A 17581-nucleotide genomic window follows, 5' to 3' on the forward strand; every position below is an offset into this window, starting at 1 on the left:
ATCAGTTGAGCAAAGTAGCGCTTCAAATCGTCGGTGCTCAGGTTATCAGGGCAACAGTCAAAGTAAGCAGCAATACGCCGAACTGCTCGGCTATAGGCATCGATGGTAGCGGGTCGCTTGCCTTGCAGTGTTAAGTTGGTAAGATGTTGTTCATAAAGAGAATCAAAGCGTTGTTGTTCGGATGTGTTCATGACAATACTCCTAGATTTACGACCAAGGCCGGTCGCCTCTAGAAAGTATTTAGGATGGAAAAGTAAACAGGCTTGTTATCTCTTCTGCCGCACAGCGGCTTCGTTCAACAAAGCGTTTAAGACAGATTCCCAACGCATGGCATTTTTCATTCCATCGTTGGGTTTTGTGTTTACGCTGCAATGGTTTAGGTTAGGTGGTCGCGTTGCTCACTACTTAACGCGGCGGTAGATTTTTTGGAGACATTAATGGGTGATTTCGCATATTTGAGTAATAAATATGGTTTGAGTGCCGAAAATGCTGATGAATTAGTAGAACGAATTTTAGAATCAGACGTGAAAATCGCTAAAAGTGAGGCTGAAAAAATTTCTCTCAACAAAGGTAGGGACGTACACCTCATTCGGTTGACGAAAGAGAAACCAGCGAAAGTGTTCGAAGTAGAGCTTAATACTCAGTTGAGTGAATCTATTTTATTTTCTGGTTTTAACTACCTTGATAGCCCAGATTATCGAAGTCCTGGTTCTTGGTTCGTTGATAGGGGCTTTACTGTTAGGTCTAAGGATTTTGGGAGTTATTGGCTACAAGTAGCATTTGCAGAGTCTGGTCCTGTAAATATTACTAGAAGTGAAGTTATTGAATATTTGAAGCTAATCGGACTGCCTTTCGATGAGAGTAAGATAGGTGAGTTTTGTGTCACTAAAATTTAGATGCGTTTGTAAACACAAATCTTACAAACAATTTAAGAGTGATTCGGCACACGTGGCATTTTTACTATGCGTTAGTTTTAATGGTTAAGGTGGCATGCGGAAGCATCGGTATTGCTTGCGTACGTTGGGCCTTAGAGTAATTGGAGATAAAGTGGATATTATTAGTATATTAGGAACGATAGTTGGTTGTGTTGGCCTTATCGTTGCATTTTGGCAATATCGGAAAACTAAGAGCCTTGAAGGCAATATTCGTTCCCATAATTGGTTTATGTATCAGAGAGTTAACAATACAAATGGAACCACGCAAATAGCGTTAGAACTATACAAAAAAATCACCAATCTGAAATAGACTTAGATGTATTTGAGCAGTTAGCAAGAGCTGACAGTTGTGGTCAGGAGCTATTCAAAGAGATAATCAAACAAATTCATATGCATGAGCCTTCTTTTACAGAGAAGGACTTTGAGCGCTGGAAACGTGAGGGTAAGTTGTCAGACTCTAAGTTTGATTTGTTCTTGCAATTTTCTACTGATGCAGAAATGAAAGTAATAAATAAAAGCACGGAGTAAAATTACTCTACAAAGCATTTAAGAGTGATTCGCAACGCTTGGCAGTTTCGCTTCGCTCAAGTATAGCCAAGCGTCGCTCACACCTTAATGCGGCGTTACGAATACTTTTCCTAATCCTTCAGTCTACCTTTAGAGTGTTTGCGTTAGCGCACTTCTGTCCAAAAATGATTTAACTTTTGATTGTTAGATTGATACCCGAAAGGTTAAATCGGAGAGATAAAATAACCCTGTGTAGATGCGGCTGAGGGTATCGAAAACATGGATGTTTTCGTTAAGCGGTCAGGGATGACGTATAGCGTCCCGAAGCAGTATCTGCACATAAGCGAGCCGCAGGCTTTTAACTACAATGAAGATTCGACTTTAAACACAAATTCCAATTCCAATTCCAATACAGCCAAATGTTACAAGCCAAAAATGCCAACACCTTCATTCGAAGGCCAACACATTTTTGTCCAAAAACGATTTAACTTTTGATTGTTAGATTGATACCCGAAAGGCTAAATCGGAGAGATAAAATAACCCTGTGTAGATGCGGCTGCGAACGTTGATGGCATGGCCGAAAATGTTCCCGACATTTATCGGCACTCCCTACTTCCATGTAGGTCAGATGTTTTCGTTAAGCGGTCAGGGATGACGTATAGCGTCCCGAAGCAGTATCTGCACATGAAGGTCGTTCCGTCACATCCATGTGATCACGACATTCGTATATCCATATACATCACCGCTGCAGGCTTTTAACTACAATGAATATTCGACTTTAAACACAAATCCCAATTCCAAAACAGCCAAATGTTAAACCACAAAAATGCCAACACCTTCATTAGAAGGCTTACCTAGTAGGGGGGAAATAACTGAGTTAGTTAGGCTAACTTAGCCGTCAGTCATAACACGGTTGATTGCACTTCACCATCGATGAGCTTAGTGGTTAGCTTGTCGCCGGCGTTAACATCGGTAACCTTCTGAACGACTTTTCCATTGATGTCCAAGGTGATGCTATAACCGCGACTTAAGGTGGCGAGCGGGCTGACAGTGTCTAACTGATGGGCTGTGTGGCGCAGCGAATTGTCCGCGTGACTTAATTGGCGATTAATTGCCCCTTGCAGTCTTTGGTTGAGGTGATCGAGACGATTAAACTCTAGCGTTAGCCGATTGCATGGAGACTGTTGATTGAGTCTTGCCTGTAGCGATTGATGTCGATTCTCAAGTCGGTGGAGTTTGTGGCTCATTACCGCCCAGAGCCTTAATTGCATCTCATCGAAACTTTGCTCAAATTGCTGTAGGCGACGTTTGGGGTCCTGACGTTGTAATCTGTGTTCAAGCTGATTAAAGCGTTGTCCCTGTTTAAGCTGATAATGTTGCCAGCTTTGTTTAAGCCGGGTTATAGCCATCGTCAGCTTGTCGCTTTTACTCAAGGCATCTTGTGACAATACCTCAGCAGCCGCTGAAGGCGTTGGCGCGCGCAGATCGGCAACATAGTCACTGATAGTGGTATCAACCTCGTGACCGACCGCTGAGACCACTGGAAGCGCACTGTTATAGATAGTATGGGCTAAGGCCTCGCTATTGAAACACCATAAATCTTCTAACGAACCGCCGCCGCGGGTGACCAAGAGTACATCGACCTCGTTGCGGTCATTGGCTTGCATAATGGCGTGGCAGATTGAGCGGTCAGCGTGTTCGCCCTGTACCGCAGTAGGGTAAATGATCACTTCAAGGGATGGGTCGCGACGTTTTAATACATGCAAAATATCGCGTATTGCAGCGCCGGTGGGCGAGGTAATAATGCCGATACGTTGGATATTGCTTGGCAGTGGGCGTTTAGTGTCAGCGGCGAACAAGCCTTCAGCAGCCAGCTTCATCTTGAGTGCTTCATATTGCTGAGCTAGCAAGCCGTCACCAGCGGGTAGCATCGACTCAATAATCAGTTGATAGTCGCCTCGCGGCTCATAAACGCTAATGGAACCTTTTACCAGTACCTGTTGACCATTGACGGGACGGAAGCTGACGCTGCGGTTTTTTCCTTTGAACATCGCCGAGCGGATTTGAGCCAAATTGTCTTTTAAGGTTAAATACCAATGGCCTGAACTTGGCGCCGAAAAATTGGAGATCTCGGCTTCTAGCCAGATCCTGCCCAGTTCGCCTTCAAGCAGTTGTCTGACCTCTCCATTGAGGCGTGACACGGTGTAAACGTTATTTTTCGGCATTTTCATAGAAATTTTGCATCTAAAGCGACTTTTTTACTATTTTCCATTTACCAAGCCCAATATGCAAGGTATAATCCCGCCGCAATATTTTACCTCTTATATCACCTACATGGGGAGATGTTGCCATGCTACGTTTAAAAAAAGAAGCACTAACCTTTGACGATGTTTTGCTTGTTCCTGCACACTCGACTGTACTCCCTAATACTGCTGTTCTCAAAACACGCTTAACTCAAACAATAGAACTCAATATGCCGATTGTGTCTGCAGCCATGGATACCGTGACTGAAGCACGTCTTGCCATCGCAATGGCGCAAGAAGGCGGTCTTGGTTTTATTCATAAAAATATGAGCATAGAGCAGCAGGCGGAGCAAGTTCGCCAAGTGAAGATCTATGAGGCTGGTATCGTGCAGCAACCTGTAACGGTCACGCCTTCGACAACCCTTGCTGACCTTAAAATATTAACCCAAAAGAATGGCTTTGCGGGTTACCCCGTTGTTGATGATGCGAACGAATTGGTGGGTATTATTACCGGCCGTGACGTACGTTTTATCACAGATTGGAGCCGCACCGTTGAGCAAGTGATGACGCCTAAAGCGCGCCTTGTGACAGTACCAGAAGGTACGCCGCTTGATGAAGTGCAAAAGCTGATGCATGCGCACCGTGTTGAGAAAGTGCTAGTGGTCGATGCTGATTACCGACTTAAGGGTTTGATCACCGTAAAAGATTTCCAAAAAGCAGAAGAGAAGCCAAACGCCTGTAAAGATGAGTTTGGTCGTTTACGTGTTGGCGCTGCTGTTGGTGCTGGTGCAGGTAACGAAGATCGTGTTGACGCACTCGTTGCTGCTGGTATCGACGTACTGCTTATCGACTCATCGCACGGCCACTCTGAGGGCGTGTTACAGCGTATTCGCGATACGCGTGCTAAATACCCAGATCTACAAATTGTTGGCGGTAACGTTGCAACGGCTGAAGGCGCATTAGCCTTGGTTGAAGCGGGCGTTAACGCGGTTAAAGTCGGCATTGGCCCTGGCTCTATTTGTACTACGCGTATTGTTACCGGTGTAGGTGTGCCACAAATTACGGTGGTATCTGATGCGGCAGCCGCGATTAAGCACCTAGATATCCCTGTGATTGCCGATGGTGGTATCCGTTTCTCGGGTGACTTGGCTAAAGCATTGGCTGCAGGTGCATCATGTATCATGGCCGGTTCTATGTTTGCTGGTACTGATGAAGCACCAGGCGAAACAGAACTACACAATGGCCGTGCGTATAAATCATACCGTGGTATGGGCTCACTGGGCGCCATGACTCAAGGTTCATCAGACCGTTACTTCCAAACCGATAATGCGGCGGACAAGCTTGTCCCTGAAGGGATTGAAGGCCGTGTACCTTATAAAGGTAAGCTTAAAGAGATCATTCATCAGTACATGGGTGGTTTGCGTTCATGCATGGGACTAACAGGCTGTCCTACCATTAAGGACCTCAGCGAGAAAGCGGAATTTGTGAAGGTGACATCGGCAGGTATGGGTGAGTCTCATGTGCATGATGTGACCATCAGTAAAGAAGCGCCTAACTATCGTAGCCGTTCATAAAAGATTGATATCAGGCAGTGTTATTGAAAAATGCACTGCTTTTTTATAATTGTATTGGTCGATGCTAAGTCGACCATCAGCAACAATTTGAAAGAGATAAGGTAAACCATGAGCAATATTCATGATCATAAGATCCTAATCCTAGATTTTGGATCTCAGTACACGCAATTGATTGCCCGCCGTATTCGTGAGATCGGTGTTTACTGTGAGCTTTGGGCCTGGGATGTGTCTGAAGCGCAAATCAAAGAGTTTGCCCCAAACGGTATTATCCTTGCTGGTGGCCCTGAAAGCGTGACCGCTGAAAACTCACCGCGTGCGCCTGAGTATGTATTTAATGCAGGCGTGCCAGTGTTGGGTATCTGTTATGGCATGCAAACTATGTCTGAACAGCTTGGCGGTAAGGTGATCCAAGGTGTTGGTGAAGGCGAGTTTGGTTATGCTCAAGTTGAGGTTCAAACCACTTCTGCACTGTTTAAAGCCATTGAAGATGCAGTAAGCCCTACCGGTAAGCCGCTGCTTGATGTTTGGATGAGCCACGGTGACAAGGTTTCAGAAATTCCTGAAGGGTTTGTGACGGTAGCCAATACTGAAACCTGTCCGTTTGCAGCAATGGCCAATGAAGAGAAGCAGTTTTACGGCGTGCAGTTTCACCCAGAGGTGACCCATACCCGTCAGGGTAAGCGGATGCTAGAGCACTTTGCGTTAGATATCTGTCAGTGTGAAGCCAACTGGAAGCCATCATCAATTATTGAAGATGCCGTTGAGCGCTTAAAGCAACAGATTGGCGACGATGAAGTGATTTTAGGTTTGTCTGGCGGCGTTGATTCATCGGTTGTAGCTATGCTATTGCACCGTGCTATTGGTAAAAAACTGACCTGTGTATTCGTCGATAATGGTTTGTTACGCCTTAATGAAGCGGACCAAGTATTAGAGATGTTCGGCGATCATTTTGGACTTAACATTGTCCATGTTGACGCAGAAAATCGTTTCCTTGATGCCTTAGCCAGCGAAGCTGAGCCAGAAGCTAAGCGTAAGATCATTGGTAAAGTGTTTGTCGATATTTTCGATGAAGAGTCGAAGAAATGCGCCAATGCAAAGTGGCTAGCACAAGGCACTATCTACCCAGATGTGATTGAATCTGCGGGCAGTGCAACAGGCAAAGCGCACGTGATTAAGTCGCACCATAATGTGGGCGGGTTGCCTGATGATATGGAGCTGGGCTTAGTTGAGCCGCTGCGTGAGCTGTTTAAAGATGAAGTGCGTAAGATTGGCCTAGAACTCGGTCTGCCTTACAATATGCTTTACCGTCACCCGTTCCCAGGACCTGGTCTTGGCGTACGTGTGCTAGGCGAAGTGAAAAAAGAGTATTGTGATCTGCTTCGCCGCGCAGATGCTATCTTTATTGAAGAGCTGCATAAAGCCGACCTATACAATAAAGTTAGCCAAGCCTTTACTGTGTTTTTACCGGTTCGTTCGGTTGGCGTTATGGGTGATGGTCGTAAATATGATTGGGTGGTATCGCTACGTGCAGTAGAAACAATCGACTTTATGACGGCACACTGGGCACATCTGCCTTACGACTTCTTGGGTCGTGTGTCGAACCGCATTATTAATGAGATTGATGGCATCTCGCGTGTGGTTTACGACATTTCAGGTAAGCCACCTGCGACCATTGAGTGGGAATAATGGGTTAAGTTTTACCCATTAGATGATTGAAAAAAGGAGCATACAACTATGCTCCTTTTTTTGCTTACGATGTTGTATGGAGAGATGATAGTGTCTCAGCAAGAGCTTGATATTCATTATATGCAGATGGCTTTAGCTTTGGCGGAGCAAGCTGAGCAGCATGGTGAAGTGCCCGTGGGTGCAGTACTGGTGCAGAAAGACAAAGTTGTTGCGCGTGGCTTTAACCTCAATATCCTTAATCATGATGCATCGGCGCATGCCGAAATGGAGTGTATTCGCGCGGCGGGTAAAGTGTTGGATAACTATCGTCTGCTTGATACCACACTTTACGTCACACTCGAGCCCTGTGCCATGTGTGCGGGGGCGATGGTGCATGCAAGGATCTCAAGGTTGGTATTTGGCGCAGCCGATTTGAAAACAGGGGCGGCGGGCAGCGTACTTAATCTGGTGAACAACGAGGCATTTAATCATCAGCTTTCAGTTACCTCTGGTGTTTTAGCCCAAGAGTGTAGTGAGCAGTTGAGTGCGTTTTTTCGACGTCGTCGTAAAGAGAAGAAGGCGTTAAAGATGGCGGAAAAACAAAAAGGGCTTAATGAATAAGCCCCCGTTCTTTTCGTTGATAGTTAGCTGTCCATACAAGGCTGCTTGATAAAGGTAAAGTACTGTTTCTGCCTATTCATGGTTTGCTGGTGCCGCGTTTTAAGTTGAGTACGGCGTCTTGATGACATGCTGTTTAATGTTTTTTTTCTCATCTTGTTGCTCCTGTAAGTCTTAGCAGACAATCCTTTTGTACTGCATTGGCTTTTTTTATTGAGGTTGCGCCCCAGACAACTGGTTTTCCTCTTGTTTCTCAGCGGTCTGCTGAGTTTCATCCATTAAATCTTGCTGTAATTCTTGATTCTGATTATCAATCCATACCAAGGTATCATAATAACGCCTTATGTTATCAACATAATGCACCGCTTCACTGCCTCGGGCATAGCCATAACGGGTTTGCTTATAGTATTTACGTTTTTGCAGCAGGGGTAATACCTGTTTCAGATCCCGCCATGCACTGGGGTTGAGTCCCATCGATTGCGCTAGCTTACGTGCATCTTCCACATGGCCATAGCCAATATTATAAGAGGCCAATGCAAACCACATGCGTTGGTTTTCTGGGATCGACTCTGGCAAGCGATTGAGAATGTCATTGAGATATTTAGCACCGCCTTTAATGCTCTGCACCGGATCGAGACGATTAGAGATCCCCACTTGCTTCGCTGTTGGTAGGGTTAACATCATCAGGCCGCGAACACCGGTCGGTGAGCGAGCGTTAGGGTTCCAATGGGATTCTTGATAGGCCGTTGCGGCGAGCTTACGCCAGTCGAGATCGCCCGCATATTCTTGAAAGCGCTCTCGATACTTAGGTAACTTACTATCGATGGCGCGTAAAAAGGCGCGAGTATCGACGTAGTCAAAACGTTTAACGTGGGCAAAATATTTTTCATTGAGATGAGCTAAGGTGCCCGATCGGCGCTCGTTGTGCCAAAAGTTCAATAGCTGGCTCATCAGCAGGTCGCTATTGTTTGGCGGTAACAGCCATACGACGGCTTGATCCTCGCGCAGTACTGGACCTGCTCTCAGTTCAGGCATATAGCGGCGATTAATTTCAAAGGTGGTGGAGTCGGCAATGGTATAGGCTATCTCATCGCGGGCGATCATTGCCAATAACTCTTCGCTGTCTTTATCTTCCTCTTGTGCCCACACCAATTCAGGGTAGAGCTTTTGCAACTCGGCTAGCGTTTCAATAAACGACGAGTCAGAGATGACGGTGATGTCCTTGTCCAGTTGACTGACATCGCCTGGGTATTTGATCCCCTGTTTGTAGACTAAGACTTGGTTGACATAGTACAGCGGTGGCCCTAGCCGAAACTGTTGACGTCGGCTGTTGGTGTCGGCCAAACCGGCGGCAATTAGATCAATTTCCCCCGATTGTAAGGCTTTGTAGAGTTCACCAATGGTGGCATACGCTTGCATGTCGAGTTCAAGGTTTAAATAGTCGGCAAATCGACTGGCCATTTCATAGTCAAATCCTGCCGTGCCTTGGCCTGTGGTGACGTAGATTTGGGCCCCATAGAGCGTGCCGACGTTCAGGTGAGTTTTGACCACTTGTGGGGAGGGCGATTTTGTCTGTTCCACGCTGGGTTGCTGACAGGCAGTCAGTAACAAAAGGCAGCTTAGAATAAACAAAATTTTTCTCATTAAGGTCCTATTTTTAAGTCAGTTTTTACAGGGCAGTCGACAATTATATCATAAGGAAATCAAACTGAATAATGGCTGGGTTTTGCGGGCGCCTACCCACACTAAATTGGGGCGAAAACAGCGACAAATACGCTTTAATTATGGAGCATATTTAGCGGTGCGGGTGACTTTCTTTATCTCGCGAAGCTGTTTTCGCTTTATGGTGATAATAAAACTCAGGAAACTCTGTTTTGAAGCGACTCTACGGATGATTTGTGGGCGACATTTCCCTATAATAGCGCCAGATCTGACCCTGCAATTATAAATATAAGGTGAATAGACGTGATGGAGATCATCCGCGGAGCCCCTGCTTTATCAGCGTTTAGAGTTCAAAAGTTAATGGAAGCCTGTGAAAATGCAGCACTTCCAGTACAAGAAATCTATGCTGAGTATGTTCATTTAGCCGATTTAACTGATGCGTTAGATGCTGAAGAAACTCAGCAACTAGAGAAACTATTGACCTACGGTCCAGCCATCGAAGCGCATGCGCCTGAAGGTGCACTGTATTTCGTAACCCCACGCCCCGGTACCATCTCTCCATGGTCATCAAAAGCAACCGACATTGCGCATAACTGCGGCTTAGACAAAGTTAAGCGTTTAGAGCGCGGTGTTGCTTACTATGTTCAAAGTGACACGCTGAGCGATGAGCAACAAAAACTGTTAAAGAGCTTACTGCATGACCGCATGGTTGAAGTGATCATCAGTGAATTTACTCAGGCTAGTCGCTTATTTGTCAAAACCGCTCCAGCTGCAGTGACTAGCGTTAATATTCTTGGTGAAGGTAAGCGTGCCCTAGAGGTCGCAAACGTTGAGCTTGGTTTAGCACTCGCCCCTGATGAAATTGATTACCTGGTTGAGAACTTCGTGCGATTAGGGCGTAACCCTAACGACGTGGAGCTGATGATGTTTGCTCAGGCAAACTCTGAGCATTGTCGTCACAAGATTTTCAACGCCGATTGGACAATAGACGGTGAAGTGCAGCCTAAATCATTATTTAAAATGATTAAGAACACTTTTGAAAAAACGCCAGAGTATGTGTTGTCTGCCTATAAAGATAACGCCGCCGTGATGGAAGGCTCTGTTGCTGGACGCTTCTTCCCTGAGCAAAACGGTGTCTATGCTTATCACACCGAACCTATGCATATCTTGATGAAAGTTGAGACCCATAACCATCCAACGGCAATTAGCCCTTATCCAGGCGCAGCGACAGGTTCTGGCGGTGAGATCCGTGATGAAGGGGCGACCGGGCGTGGCTCTAAGCCAAAAGCCGGCTTAACAGGTTTTAGTGTCTCTAACCTTAAAATACCAGGCTTTGTTCAGCCATGGGAAGCCGATTACGGTAAGCCTGATCGTATCGTGACCGCATTAGATATTATGACTGAAGGTCCGCTGGGCGGCGCAGCATTTAACAATGAGTTTGGTCGTCCGGCACTATTAGGTTATTTCCGTACCTACGAACAAGAAGTGGCCAGCCATAATGGCGTTGAGGTGCGTGGTTATCACAAACCTATCATGCTAGCTGGTGGCTTAGGTAACATTCGCGAAGAGCATGTGCAAAAAGGTGAGATCACCGTTGGTGCAAAATTAATTGTACTGGGTGGCCCTGCGATGAACATCGGCCTTGGTGGTGGTGCTGCCTCTTCAATGGCCTCTGGCCAGTCTAGCGAAGATCTCGATTTTGCTTCTGTACAACGTGAAAATCCAGAGATGGAACGTCGTTGCCAAGAGGTTATCGATCGCTGTTGGCAGATGGGCGACGACAACCCAATTCAGTTTATTCACGATGTGGGCGCGGGTGGTTTGTCTAATGCTTTCCCTGAGTTAGTGAACGATGGTGAGCGTGGCGGTAAATTTGAGCTGCGTAATGTCCCCTCTGATGAACCAGGCATGAGCCCACTTGAGATCTGGTGTAACGAGTCGCAAGAGCGTTACGTGATGTCAGTCGCGCCTGAAAACCTAGAGGTTTTCACTAAGATTTGTGAGCGTGAACGCGCACCCTTTGCAGTAGTGGGTGTAGCAACCGAAGAACGTCACCTATCACTGTCTGACGAGCATTTTGATAATAAGCCTATCGACCTGCCGCTTGAAGTGCTACTAGGTAAAGCGCCTAAGATGAGCCGTGATGTTGAGACCAAGAAGGCGGTATCGCCAGCATTGGACCAAGCTCAAGTCGATCTGAAAGATGCCGTGCGCCGCGTACTACGTCTTCCAACGGTTGCAGAGAAAACTTTCCTTATTACCATTGGTGACCGCACGGTAACCGGCTTAGTCAATCGTGATCAGATGGTCGGCCCTTGGCAGGTTCCTGTCGCCGATTGCGCCGTTACTGCGTCGAGCTTTGACTCTTACACGGGTGAAGCGATGTCTATGGGTGAGCGCACACCGCTAGCGTTACTCGATTTTGGTGCCTCAGCCCGTATGGCCGTGGCCGAGTCAATCATGAATATCGCGGGTAGTGATATTGGTTCCTTCAAGCGTATTAAGCTATCGGCGAACTGGATGTCAGCAGCGGGTCACCCAGGTGAAGATGCAGGTCTTTATGAAGCTGTTAAAGCGGTTGGCGAAGAGTTATGTCCTGAACTTGAGCTGACGATTCCTGTTGGCAAAGACTCTATGTCGATGAAGACGGCTTGGCAAGACAATGGCGTCGATAAAGCGGTTACCTCACCGATGTCTTTGGTGATCACCGCGTTTGGTGTCGTACAAGACATTCGTAACACTGTGACCCCAGAATTACGCAGTGATAAGGGCGATACACAACTGCTGCTGCTTGATTTAAGCCAAGGTCAAAATCGTCTGGGTGGTTCATGTTTGGCTCAGGTCTATAGTGAGCTAGGCGATGTTGCTCCAGACCTTACCGATGCCGGATTACTGCGCGGTTTCTTTGAGGTGACCCAAGCTTTAGTGGCAGACAAGCGTGTGATCGCTTACCACGATCGCAGCGATGGTGGTTTACTCACGACGCTAGTTGAGATGGCCTTTGCGGGGAATACCGGTCTAGATATCGATGTTAGCCGCTTAAGCGGTACCCATGTTGAGCGTCTATTTAACGAAGAGTTGGGTGGCGTGATTCAAGTGGCTGCTGGTGAGGCTGCAGAGATCACTGCAATGTATGAAGCGGCGGGCGTTGCTTGTCATTGTATCGCCACTCCAGTTGCTGGTGACACCCTTGTTATCCGTGACGGTGATACGCAACTGTTAACTGAGTCTCGTACAGAACTGCGTACCATTTGGGCTGAAACGACTTATCGTATGCAAGCGATGCGAGACAACCCTGAGTGTGCGCTTGAAGAGTTCAAGCTCAAACAGGTCGCCGATGCGCCAGGTTTGACTGTCGACCTAAAATTTGACCCAAGCGAAGATGTTGCAGCGCCTTATATCCTTAAGGGCGTGGCACCTAAAATGGCTATTTTACGTGAGCAGGGCGTGAACTCCCATCTTGAGATGGCAGCGGCATTTGATCGTGCTGGTTTCGAAAGTCGTGACGTACATATGTCAGATATCTTAGCTGGTCGCATTAACCTTGAGGAATTCCAAGGCTTAGCAGCATGTGGTGGTTTCTCATACGGTGACGTATTAGGTGCGGGTGAGGGTTGGGCGAAGTCGATATTGTTCAATGCGCGTGCGCGTGAGCAGTTCAGCCAGTTCTTTGCTCGCCAAGATAGTTTTGCTCTTGGTGTGTGTAACGGTTGTCAGATGTTGTCTAACCTGAAAGATATCATTCCTGGTACCGAGCACTGGCCGCATTTTGTGCGTAACCGCTCTGAGCGTTTCGAAGCGCGTTTCAGCTTAGTTGAAGTGCAAAAGAGTCCATCGTTGTTCTTTGAGGGCATGGAAGGCTCGCGTATGCCAATCGCTGTGTCTCATGGCGAAGGTCGTGCCGAATTTGCATCAGCTGAAGCCCTAGCAGCTGCTGAGGCCTCGGGCACAGTTGCACTGCGCTTTGTTGATGGGTATGGGCAAATTGCCACTCAGTACCCAGAAAACCCAAATGGATCACCTAATGCACTAACAGGGATTTGTAGCACTGATGGCCGTGTGACTATCATGATGCCACATCCTGAGCGTGTATTTAGAACGGTGGCTAACTCATGGCATCCGGATGAGTGGGGTGAAGATAGTCCATGGATGAGAATGTTCCGCAATGTAAGAGCTAATTTAGGCTAAACGTAAGTTCAGCGCTAACTCGCTAAAAAGGGCCTCGAAATTTCGAGGCCCTTTTTTATACCTATTTATAGATACTTTAAAGGCTCTTTTAAACAGTAGCTTAGTTGATAAATGCTATATCACTGGATGCTAAATCGCCACAAACTCACCTTATAGACTGATTTTTATCTAACAGTGGGGAAAGTGAGTTTTTTTACAGAATAGGTGTTTAGTGCAGAAAACTAGGTTAGGATTATTAGCGTTCGCTAAAGTAGCGGTGTTGTGAATGCCGTTTTGCGGCATAACAAAAAGCCACCACTCCGTAAACGAGGTGGTGGCCGCTTTGCGCTAACAAAACTTCAAGTAAATCTTTGGTACTAAAAAGCGGGTTAAAGCTCTCTAGCTGTATACAGTTCAACGAAAGTACGCTTGTAGCTGTTAACTAGACGTTCGAATAGGTTTCTCATTTTAACTCTCCACACAGTGATTGATGATGTGAGCGGAGTTGGACTTTACCGGGCTACTTCACCGGGTTGACCAGGCCGTCTCCTTAACACAGGGCATATATTAAGGGTTTTGAATGAGCACGACAAACGATTAAAACTTTAAATTGGGATTAGTTTTTTTAATGGTTGGTTTGTTCTTTTGTTTTTATTATTTGCTTTGACTCGATACAACTGGTTGATTTGCATTGATATTTGTGGGTCTGGCCTTTCTGGTTTTCATCAGTTATGCTATCCCTTGATTTGTTAAGTTTTGTTAAATACTATCTTTTCCTGCTATATGCTATTAAGTGGGTGAAAAAATATTTTTCATTACTCCAGGTTGCGCTCCTACCATTTTTTTTAATTATTAGCAATAGTGTTGCCAGGTGAACTGTGTAGTCGGCCGCAAAACCCATTATTCGCACTATGATTGATTGATTTGAATCAATTTTGAATGGTATAAAATACCCACGGCATACTTGCGTTTTATTTCGTAAGCTCCTGAATAAAAAGATTTAAAGTATTTGTTGTTTTTGTTTTTGTTTTTAGTAATCTTGATCGCAGAATACTTCCGATTTGTGATCTAGGTCTCTAGATTGAGTGTGAAATGTTCATTTTGAATTATGTGAGAGTCAAATTGAGCAAAAAGTAAAAAATTGACGGTTTGCGGGGCTAGCCCATTGCTGACCACTTTTTATAATAAAATTCCTACATAGGCATCTATTATGGTTGATGGGGATCTAATCATAGTAGATGGTCGTACCACCTAAGGAGTCACTGATGATTTTAGAAGAGGTTGTAGAGCTATCGCGTTTGCAGTTCGCGTTAACAGCTATGTATCACTTCCTGTTTGTACCTTTGACCTTGGGGCTAGCATTTATTCTAGCCATTATGGAATCACTTTATGTGATGACCGATAAGCAGATCTATAAAGATATGACCAAGTTTTGGGGTAAGTTGTTTGGTATTAACTTTGCCCTCGGTGTTACCACCGGTCTGGCGATGGAGTTCCAATTCGGAACTAACTGGTCATATTACTCACATTATGTGGGCGATATTTTCGGTGCACCACTTGCGATTGAAGGTCTAATGGCCTTCTTTTTAGAATCTACGCTTGTGGGTATGTTCTTCTTTGGTTGGGATCGCTTCAGTAAGCGTCAGCATCTCGCCGTGACCTGGTTAGTGGCTTTAGGCTCTAACATGTCTGCATTGTGGATTTTGGTGGCTAACGGTTGGATGCAAAACCCAGTGGGTAGCGTTTTTAACTACGAAACCATGCGTATGGAGATGACCAGCTTTGCAGAGGTGTTGTTTAACCCTGTTGCTCAGGTGAAGTTTGTTCATACCGTTGCATCGGGTTATGTCGCAGGTGCCATGTTCGTCTTGGCGATCAGCTCATACTATATTTTGAAAAAGCGTGACCTACCTTTTGCACGTCGCTCATTTGCGATTGCGGCAAGCTTTGGTATGGCCTCAATTCTATCTGTCATCGTATTAGGCGACGAGTCTGGCTATAAAGTGGGTGAGGCGCAGCGTGTTAAGTTAGCGGCTATCGAAGCGGAATGGCACACAGAGCCTGCTCCTGCAGCATTTACTGCGGTAGGTTTCCCTAATCAAGAAACCATGCATACCGATTATGCTATCAAGATCCCTTATGCAATGGGGATTATTGCTACCCGTTCATTGGATGAAGAGGTGACCGGTATTCATGATCTCATTATTGATCATGAAGTACGTATTCGTAACGGTATGAAAGCCTACGCTATGCTAACCGAGCTTCGTGCGGGTAATGAAACGCCTGAGCTACGTGCCGCTTTTGAAGAGGCTAAGGTTGATTTAGGTTACGGCTTACTGCTTAAACGCTATACGGATAAAGTGGTTGATGCGACTGAAGAGCAGATTAAAGCGGCGGCTAAAGATTCGATTCCGAATGTTGCGCCTATGTTCTGGACTTTCCGCGTGATGGTGGGTGCTGGTATGGTGATGTTACTGGTATTTGCCGCAGCGTTTTGGCAGAGCACACGTCATCGCATTGAAGAGAAGCCTTGGGTCCTTAAAGCTGCGCTATATAGCTTACCGCTGCCATGGATTGCCATTGAGTGTGGTTGGTTTGTGGCTGAGTATGGTCGCCAACCTTGGACTATCTCAGAGGTGCTACCTACCTTTATGTCGGCATCAAGTCTGTCGGTGGGTGACTTGTGGTTCAGTATTATCTCTATCACGCTGTTCTATTCAATTCTATTGGTTATCGAGCTGTTCTTAATGATTAAGTTTGCTCGCAAGGGACCAAGTAGTTTGAAGACGGGTCGTTATCACTTTGAAAAGCTAGATGCTTAAGCCGGAGATCTGATTATGTTTGATTATGAGATGTTAAGATTCATCTGGTGGGCACTGATTGGTGTGCTTTTCATCGGATTTGCCGTGACAGACGGTTTTGATATGGGCGTTGGTGCGCTGTTGCCGATTATCGGTAAGGATGACACTGAGCGTCGTATCATGATTAACTCCATCGCTCCCCATTGGGATGGCAACCAAGTATGGCTGATTACTACTGGTGGTGCGTTGTTTGCTGCGTGGCCTATGGTATATGCCGTATCATTCTCTGGTTTCTATGTGGCGATGATGCTTACCCTGTTTGCCTTGTTCTTAAGACCTGTAGGCTTTGACTACCGCTCTAAGATTGAAGATCCAAGATGGCGTAAGTCTTGGGACTGGGCACTGTTTGTTGGCGGATTTGTTCCACCTTTAATTATTGGTGTGGCATTTGGTAATTTGCTCCAAGGTGTACCGTTTAACTTTGATGAGTATTTACGTGCCACTTACCATGGTGGATTCTTCGGTCTACTTAATCCATTTGGTTTACTCGCGGGCTTAGTTAGCGTCAGTATGTTTATGATGCAAGGTGCCTCGTGGTTACAGATGAAGACTGAAGGAGAGCTACGTGTTCGTGCCGTGAGAGCTACCCAAGTGTTTGCAGCGCTGTTAGCGGTACTCTTTACCCTTGCGGGTGTGTGGCTAGCGACAGGCATTGATGGCTACGTTATTACCTCTACAATTGATACCGCAGGTGCATCGAACCCTGAGTTGAAAACCGTCGCCATTGAAGCGGGTGCTTGGTTGGCCAACTATGATAAGTATCCGTTAACCATGCTATTCCCAATATTGGGTATCGCTATGCCGTTGCTAGTGCTTGTGGTTAGTCACTTTAATCGCTCAGGTTTTGCGTTTTTATTTAGCTCTGTGGCCGTTGCTATGGTTATTTTAACTTGCGGTGCAGCCATGTTCCCGTTTGTTATGCCATCTTCACTTGAGCCAAATGTGAGCTTAACCATGTGGGATGCGACAGCAAGCCACATGGCACTAACGGTAATGACTTGGGCTGCAGCCATCTTCGTCCCGATTGTATTAAGTTACACTGTGTGGACTTACTTGAAGATGTTTGGTCGCCTAAGCCGCAGCTTTATTGAAAACAATAAAACGTCACTTTACTAATAGGAGCCTAGACTATGTGGTATTTTGCTTGGATTTTGGGCGTATTGTTAGCTTGCTCCTTCGGTATTATTAACGCGCTTTGGCTTGAAAATACTGAGAATATGGATAGAGATATCGATAAAGAAGATTAAGCGCGTGCCGCTGTTGCATCCGCTTATTGATTAAATCGATCGCTGGTTTTATCTGTAAACATTGACTAAATCCGAGTGCATAACATGCACTCGGATTTTTTA

General features: G+C 46.0%; 12 protein-coding genes. 8 read left to right on the forward strand and 4 right to left on the reverse strand.

The window, feature by feature from the left end; translation table 11 throughout:
• The coding region (locus tag L876_RS0108940) for a phage integrase N-terminal SAM-like domain-containing protein (protein WP_028763494.1) at window positions 1–191 on the reverse strand (191 nt) is incomplete at its 3' end.
• 246 nt (window positions 192–437) lie between these two features.
• Between L876_RS0108940 and L876_RS0108945 the strand changes: the two genes are divergently transcribed.
• The gene (locus L876_RS0108945) at window positions 438–896 is read left to right on the forward strand and encodes a hypothetical protein (RefSeq protein ID WP_028763495.1); all 459 of its coding nucleotides are present in this window, start codon (window positions 438–440) and stop codon (window positions 894–896) included.
• 1448 nt (window positions 897–2344) lie between these two features.
• Here L876_RS0108945 and xseA read toward each other — a convergent pair.
• The gene (gene xseA / locus L876_RS0108960) at window positions 2345–3673 is read right to left on the reverse strand and encodes an exodeoxyribonuclease VII large subunit (RefSeq protein WP_028763497.1); all 1329 of its coding nucleotides are present in this window, start codon (window positions 3671–3673) and stop codon (window positions 2345–2347) included.
• Between the two features lie 119 nt (window positions 3674–3792).
• On the opposite strand from xseA, the gene guaB reads away from it, so the two are divergent.
• From guaB to tadA, 3 genes are all read left to right on the forward strand, one after another.
• Window positions 3793–5259, forward strand: coding sequence for an IMP dehydrogenase (gene guaB / locus L876_RS0108965; protein ID WP_028763498.1), 1467 nt, complete (start codon window positions 3793–3795; stop codon window positions 5257–5259).
• Window positions 5260–5367: 108 nt separating this feature from the next.
• Window positions 5368–6945, forward strand: coding sequence for a glutamine-hydrolyzing GMP synthase (gene guaA, locus L876_RS0108970; protein WP_028763499.1), 1578 nt, complete (start codon window positions 5368–5370; stop codon window positions 6943–6945).
• Between the two features lie 48 nt (window positions 6946–6993).
• Window positions 6994–7545, forward strand: a complete 552-nt coding sequence (gene tadA, locus L876_RS0108975; protein WP_081730665.1) for a tRNA adenosine(34) deaminase TadA — start codon at window positions 6994–6996, stop codon at window positions 7543–7545.
• A 23-nt stretch (window positions 7546–7568) separates the two neighbouring features.
• On the opposite strand, the gene L876_RS23175 is transcribed toward tadA, so the two are convergent.
• Entirely contained in the window at window positions 7569–7697 is a 129-nt protein-coding gene (locus L876_RS23175; RefSeq protein ID WP_259651095.1) for a hypothetical protein, read from the reverse strand.
• 55 nt (window positions 7698–7752) lie between these two features.
• Entirely contained in the window at window positions 7753–9186 is a 1434-nt protein-coding gene (gene mltF, locus L876_RS0108980) for a membrane-bound lytic murein transglycosylase MltF (RefSeq protein WP_028763501.1), read from the reverse strand.
• A 324-nt stretch (window positions 9187–9510) separates the two neighbouring features.
• On the opposite strand from mltF, the gene purL reads away from it, so the two are divergent.
• The 4 genes from purL (at window position 9511) to cydX (ending at window position 17479) form a co-directional block, all read left to right on the forward strand.
• Window positions 9511–13392, forward strand: a complete 3882-nt coding sequence (gene purL, locus L876_RS0108985) for a phosphoribosylformylglycinamidine synthase (protein ID WP_028763502.1) — start codon at window positions 9511–9513, stop codon at window positions 13390–13392.
• 1244 nt (window positions 13393–14636) lie between these two features.
• On the forward strand, window positions 14637–16193 hold the full coding sequence (locus L876_RS0108990) for a cytochrome ubiquinol oxidase subunit I (RefSeq protein WP_028763503.1): 1557 nt from the start codon (window positions 14637–14639) through the stop codon (window positions 16191–16193).
• 15 nt (window positions 16194–16208) lie between these two features.
• Window positions 16209–17348 carry a cytochrome d ubiquinol oxidase subunit II gene (gene cydB, locus L876_RS0108995; RefSeq protein WP_028763504.1) on the forward strand — a complete coding sequence of 380 codons (1140 nt, stop codon included), beginning with the start codon at window positions 16209–16211 and terminating at the stop codon, window positions 17346–17348.
• Between the two features lie 14 nt (window positions 17349–17362).
• Window positions 17363–17479, forward strand: a complete 117-nt coding sequence (gene cydX / locus L876_RS22450) for a cytochrome bd-I oxidase subunit CydX (RefSeq protein WP_028763505.1) — start codon at window positions 17363–17365, stop codon at window positions 17477–17479.
• The last annotated feature ends 102 nt before the right edge of the window (window positions 17480–17581 follow it).

The sequence above is a fragment of the Shewanella colwelliana ATCC 39565 genome (genome assembly GCF_000518705.1).
Taxonomy (GTDB): Bacteria; Pseudomonadota; Gammaproteobacteria; order Enterobacterales; family Shewanellaceae; genus Shewanella; species Shewanella colwelliana.

Bases quoted from the DNA above. Each gene is read 5' to 3' on its own strand.
- L876_RS0108945 (WP_028763495.1), top strand. From the start codon at position 438: ATGGGTGATTTCGCATATTTGAGTAATAAATATGGTTTGAGTGCCGAA.
- xseA (WP_028763497.1), bottom strand. From the start codon at position 3,673: ATGAAAATGCCGAAAAATAACGTTTACACCGTGTCACGCCTCAATGGA.
- guaB (WP_028763498.1), top strand. From the start codon at position 3,793: ATGCTACGTTTAAAAAAAGAAGCACTAACCTTTGACGATGTTTTGCTT.
- guaA (WP_028763499.1), top strand. From the start codon at position 5,368: ATGAGCAATATTCATGATCATAAGATCCTAATCCTAGATTTTGGATCT.
- tadA (WP_081730665.1), top strand. From the start codon at position 6,994: ATGCTCCTTTTTTTGCTTACGATGTTGTATGGAGAGATGATAGTGTCT.
- L876_RS23175 (WP_259651095.1), bottom strand. From the start codon at position 7,697: ATGAGAAAAAAAACATTAAACAGCATGTCATCAAGACGCCGTACTCAA.
- mltF (WP_028763501.1), bottom strand. From the start codon at position 9,186: ATGAGAAAAATTTTGTTTATTCTAAGCTGCCTTTTGTTACTGACTGCC.
- purL (WP_028763502.1), top strand. From the start codon at position 9,511: ATGGAGATCATCCGCGGAGCCCCTGCTTTATCAGCGTTTAGAGTTCAA.
- L876_RS0108990 (WP_028763503.1), top strand. From the start codon at position 14,637: ATGATTTTAGAAGAGGTTGTAGAGCTATCGCGTTTGCAGTTCGCGTTA.
- cydB (WP_028763504.1), top strand. From the start codon at position 16,209: ATGTTTGATTATGAGATGTTAAGATTCATCTGGTGGGCACTGATTGGT.
- cydX (WP_028763505.1), top strand. From the start codon at position 17,363: ATGTGGTATTTTGCTTGGATTTTGGGCGTATTGTTAGCTTGCTCCTTC.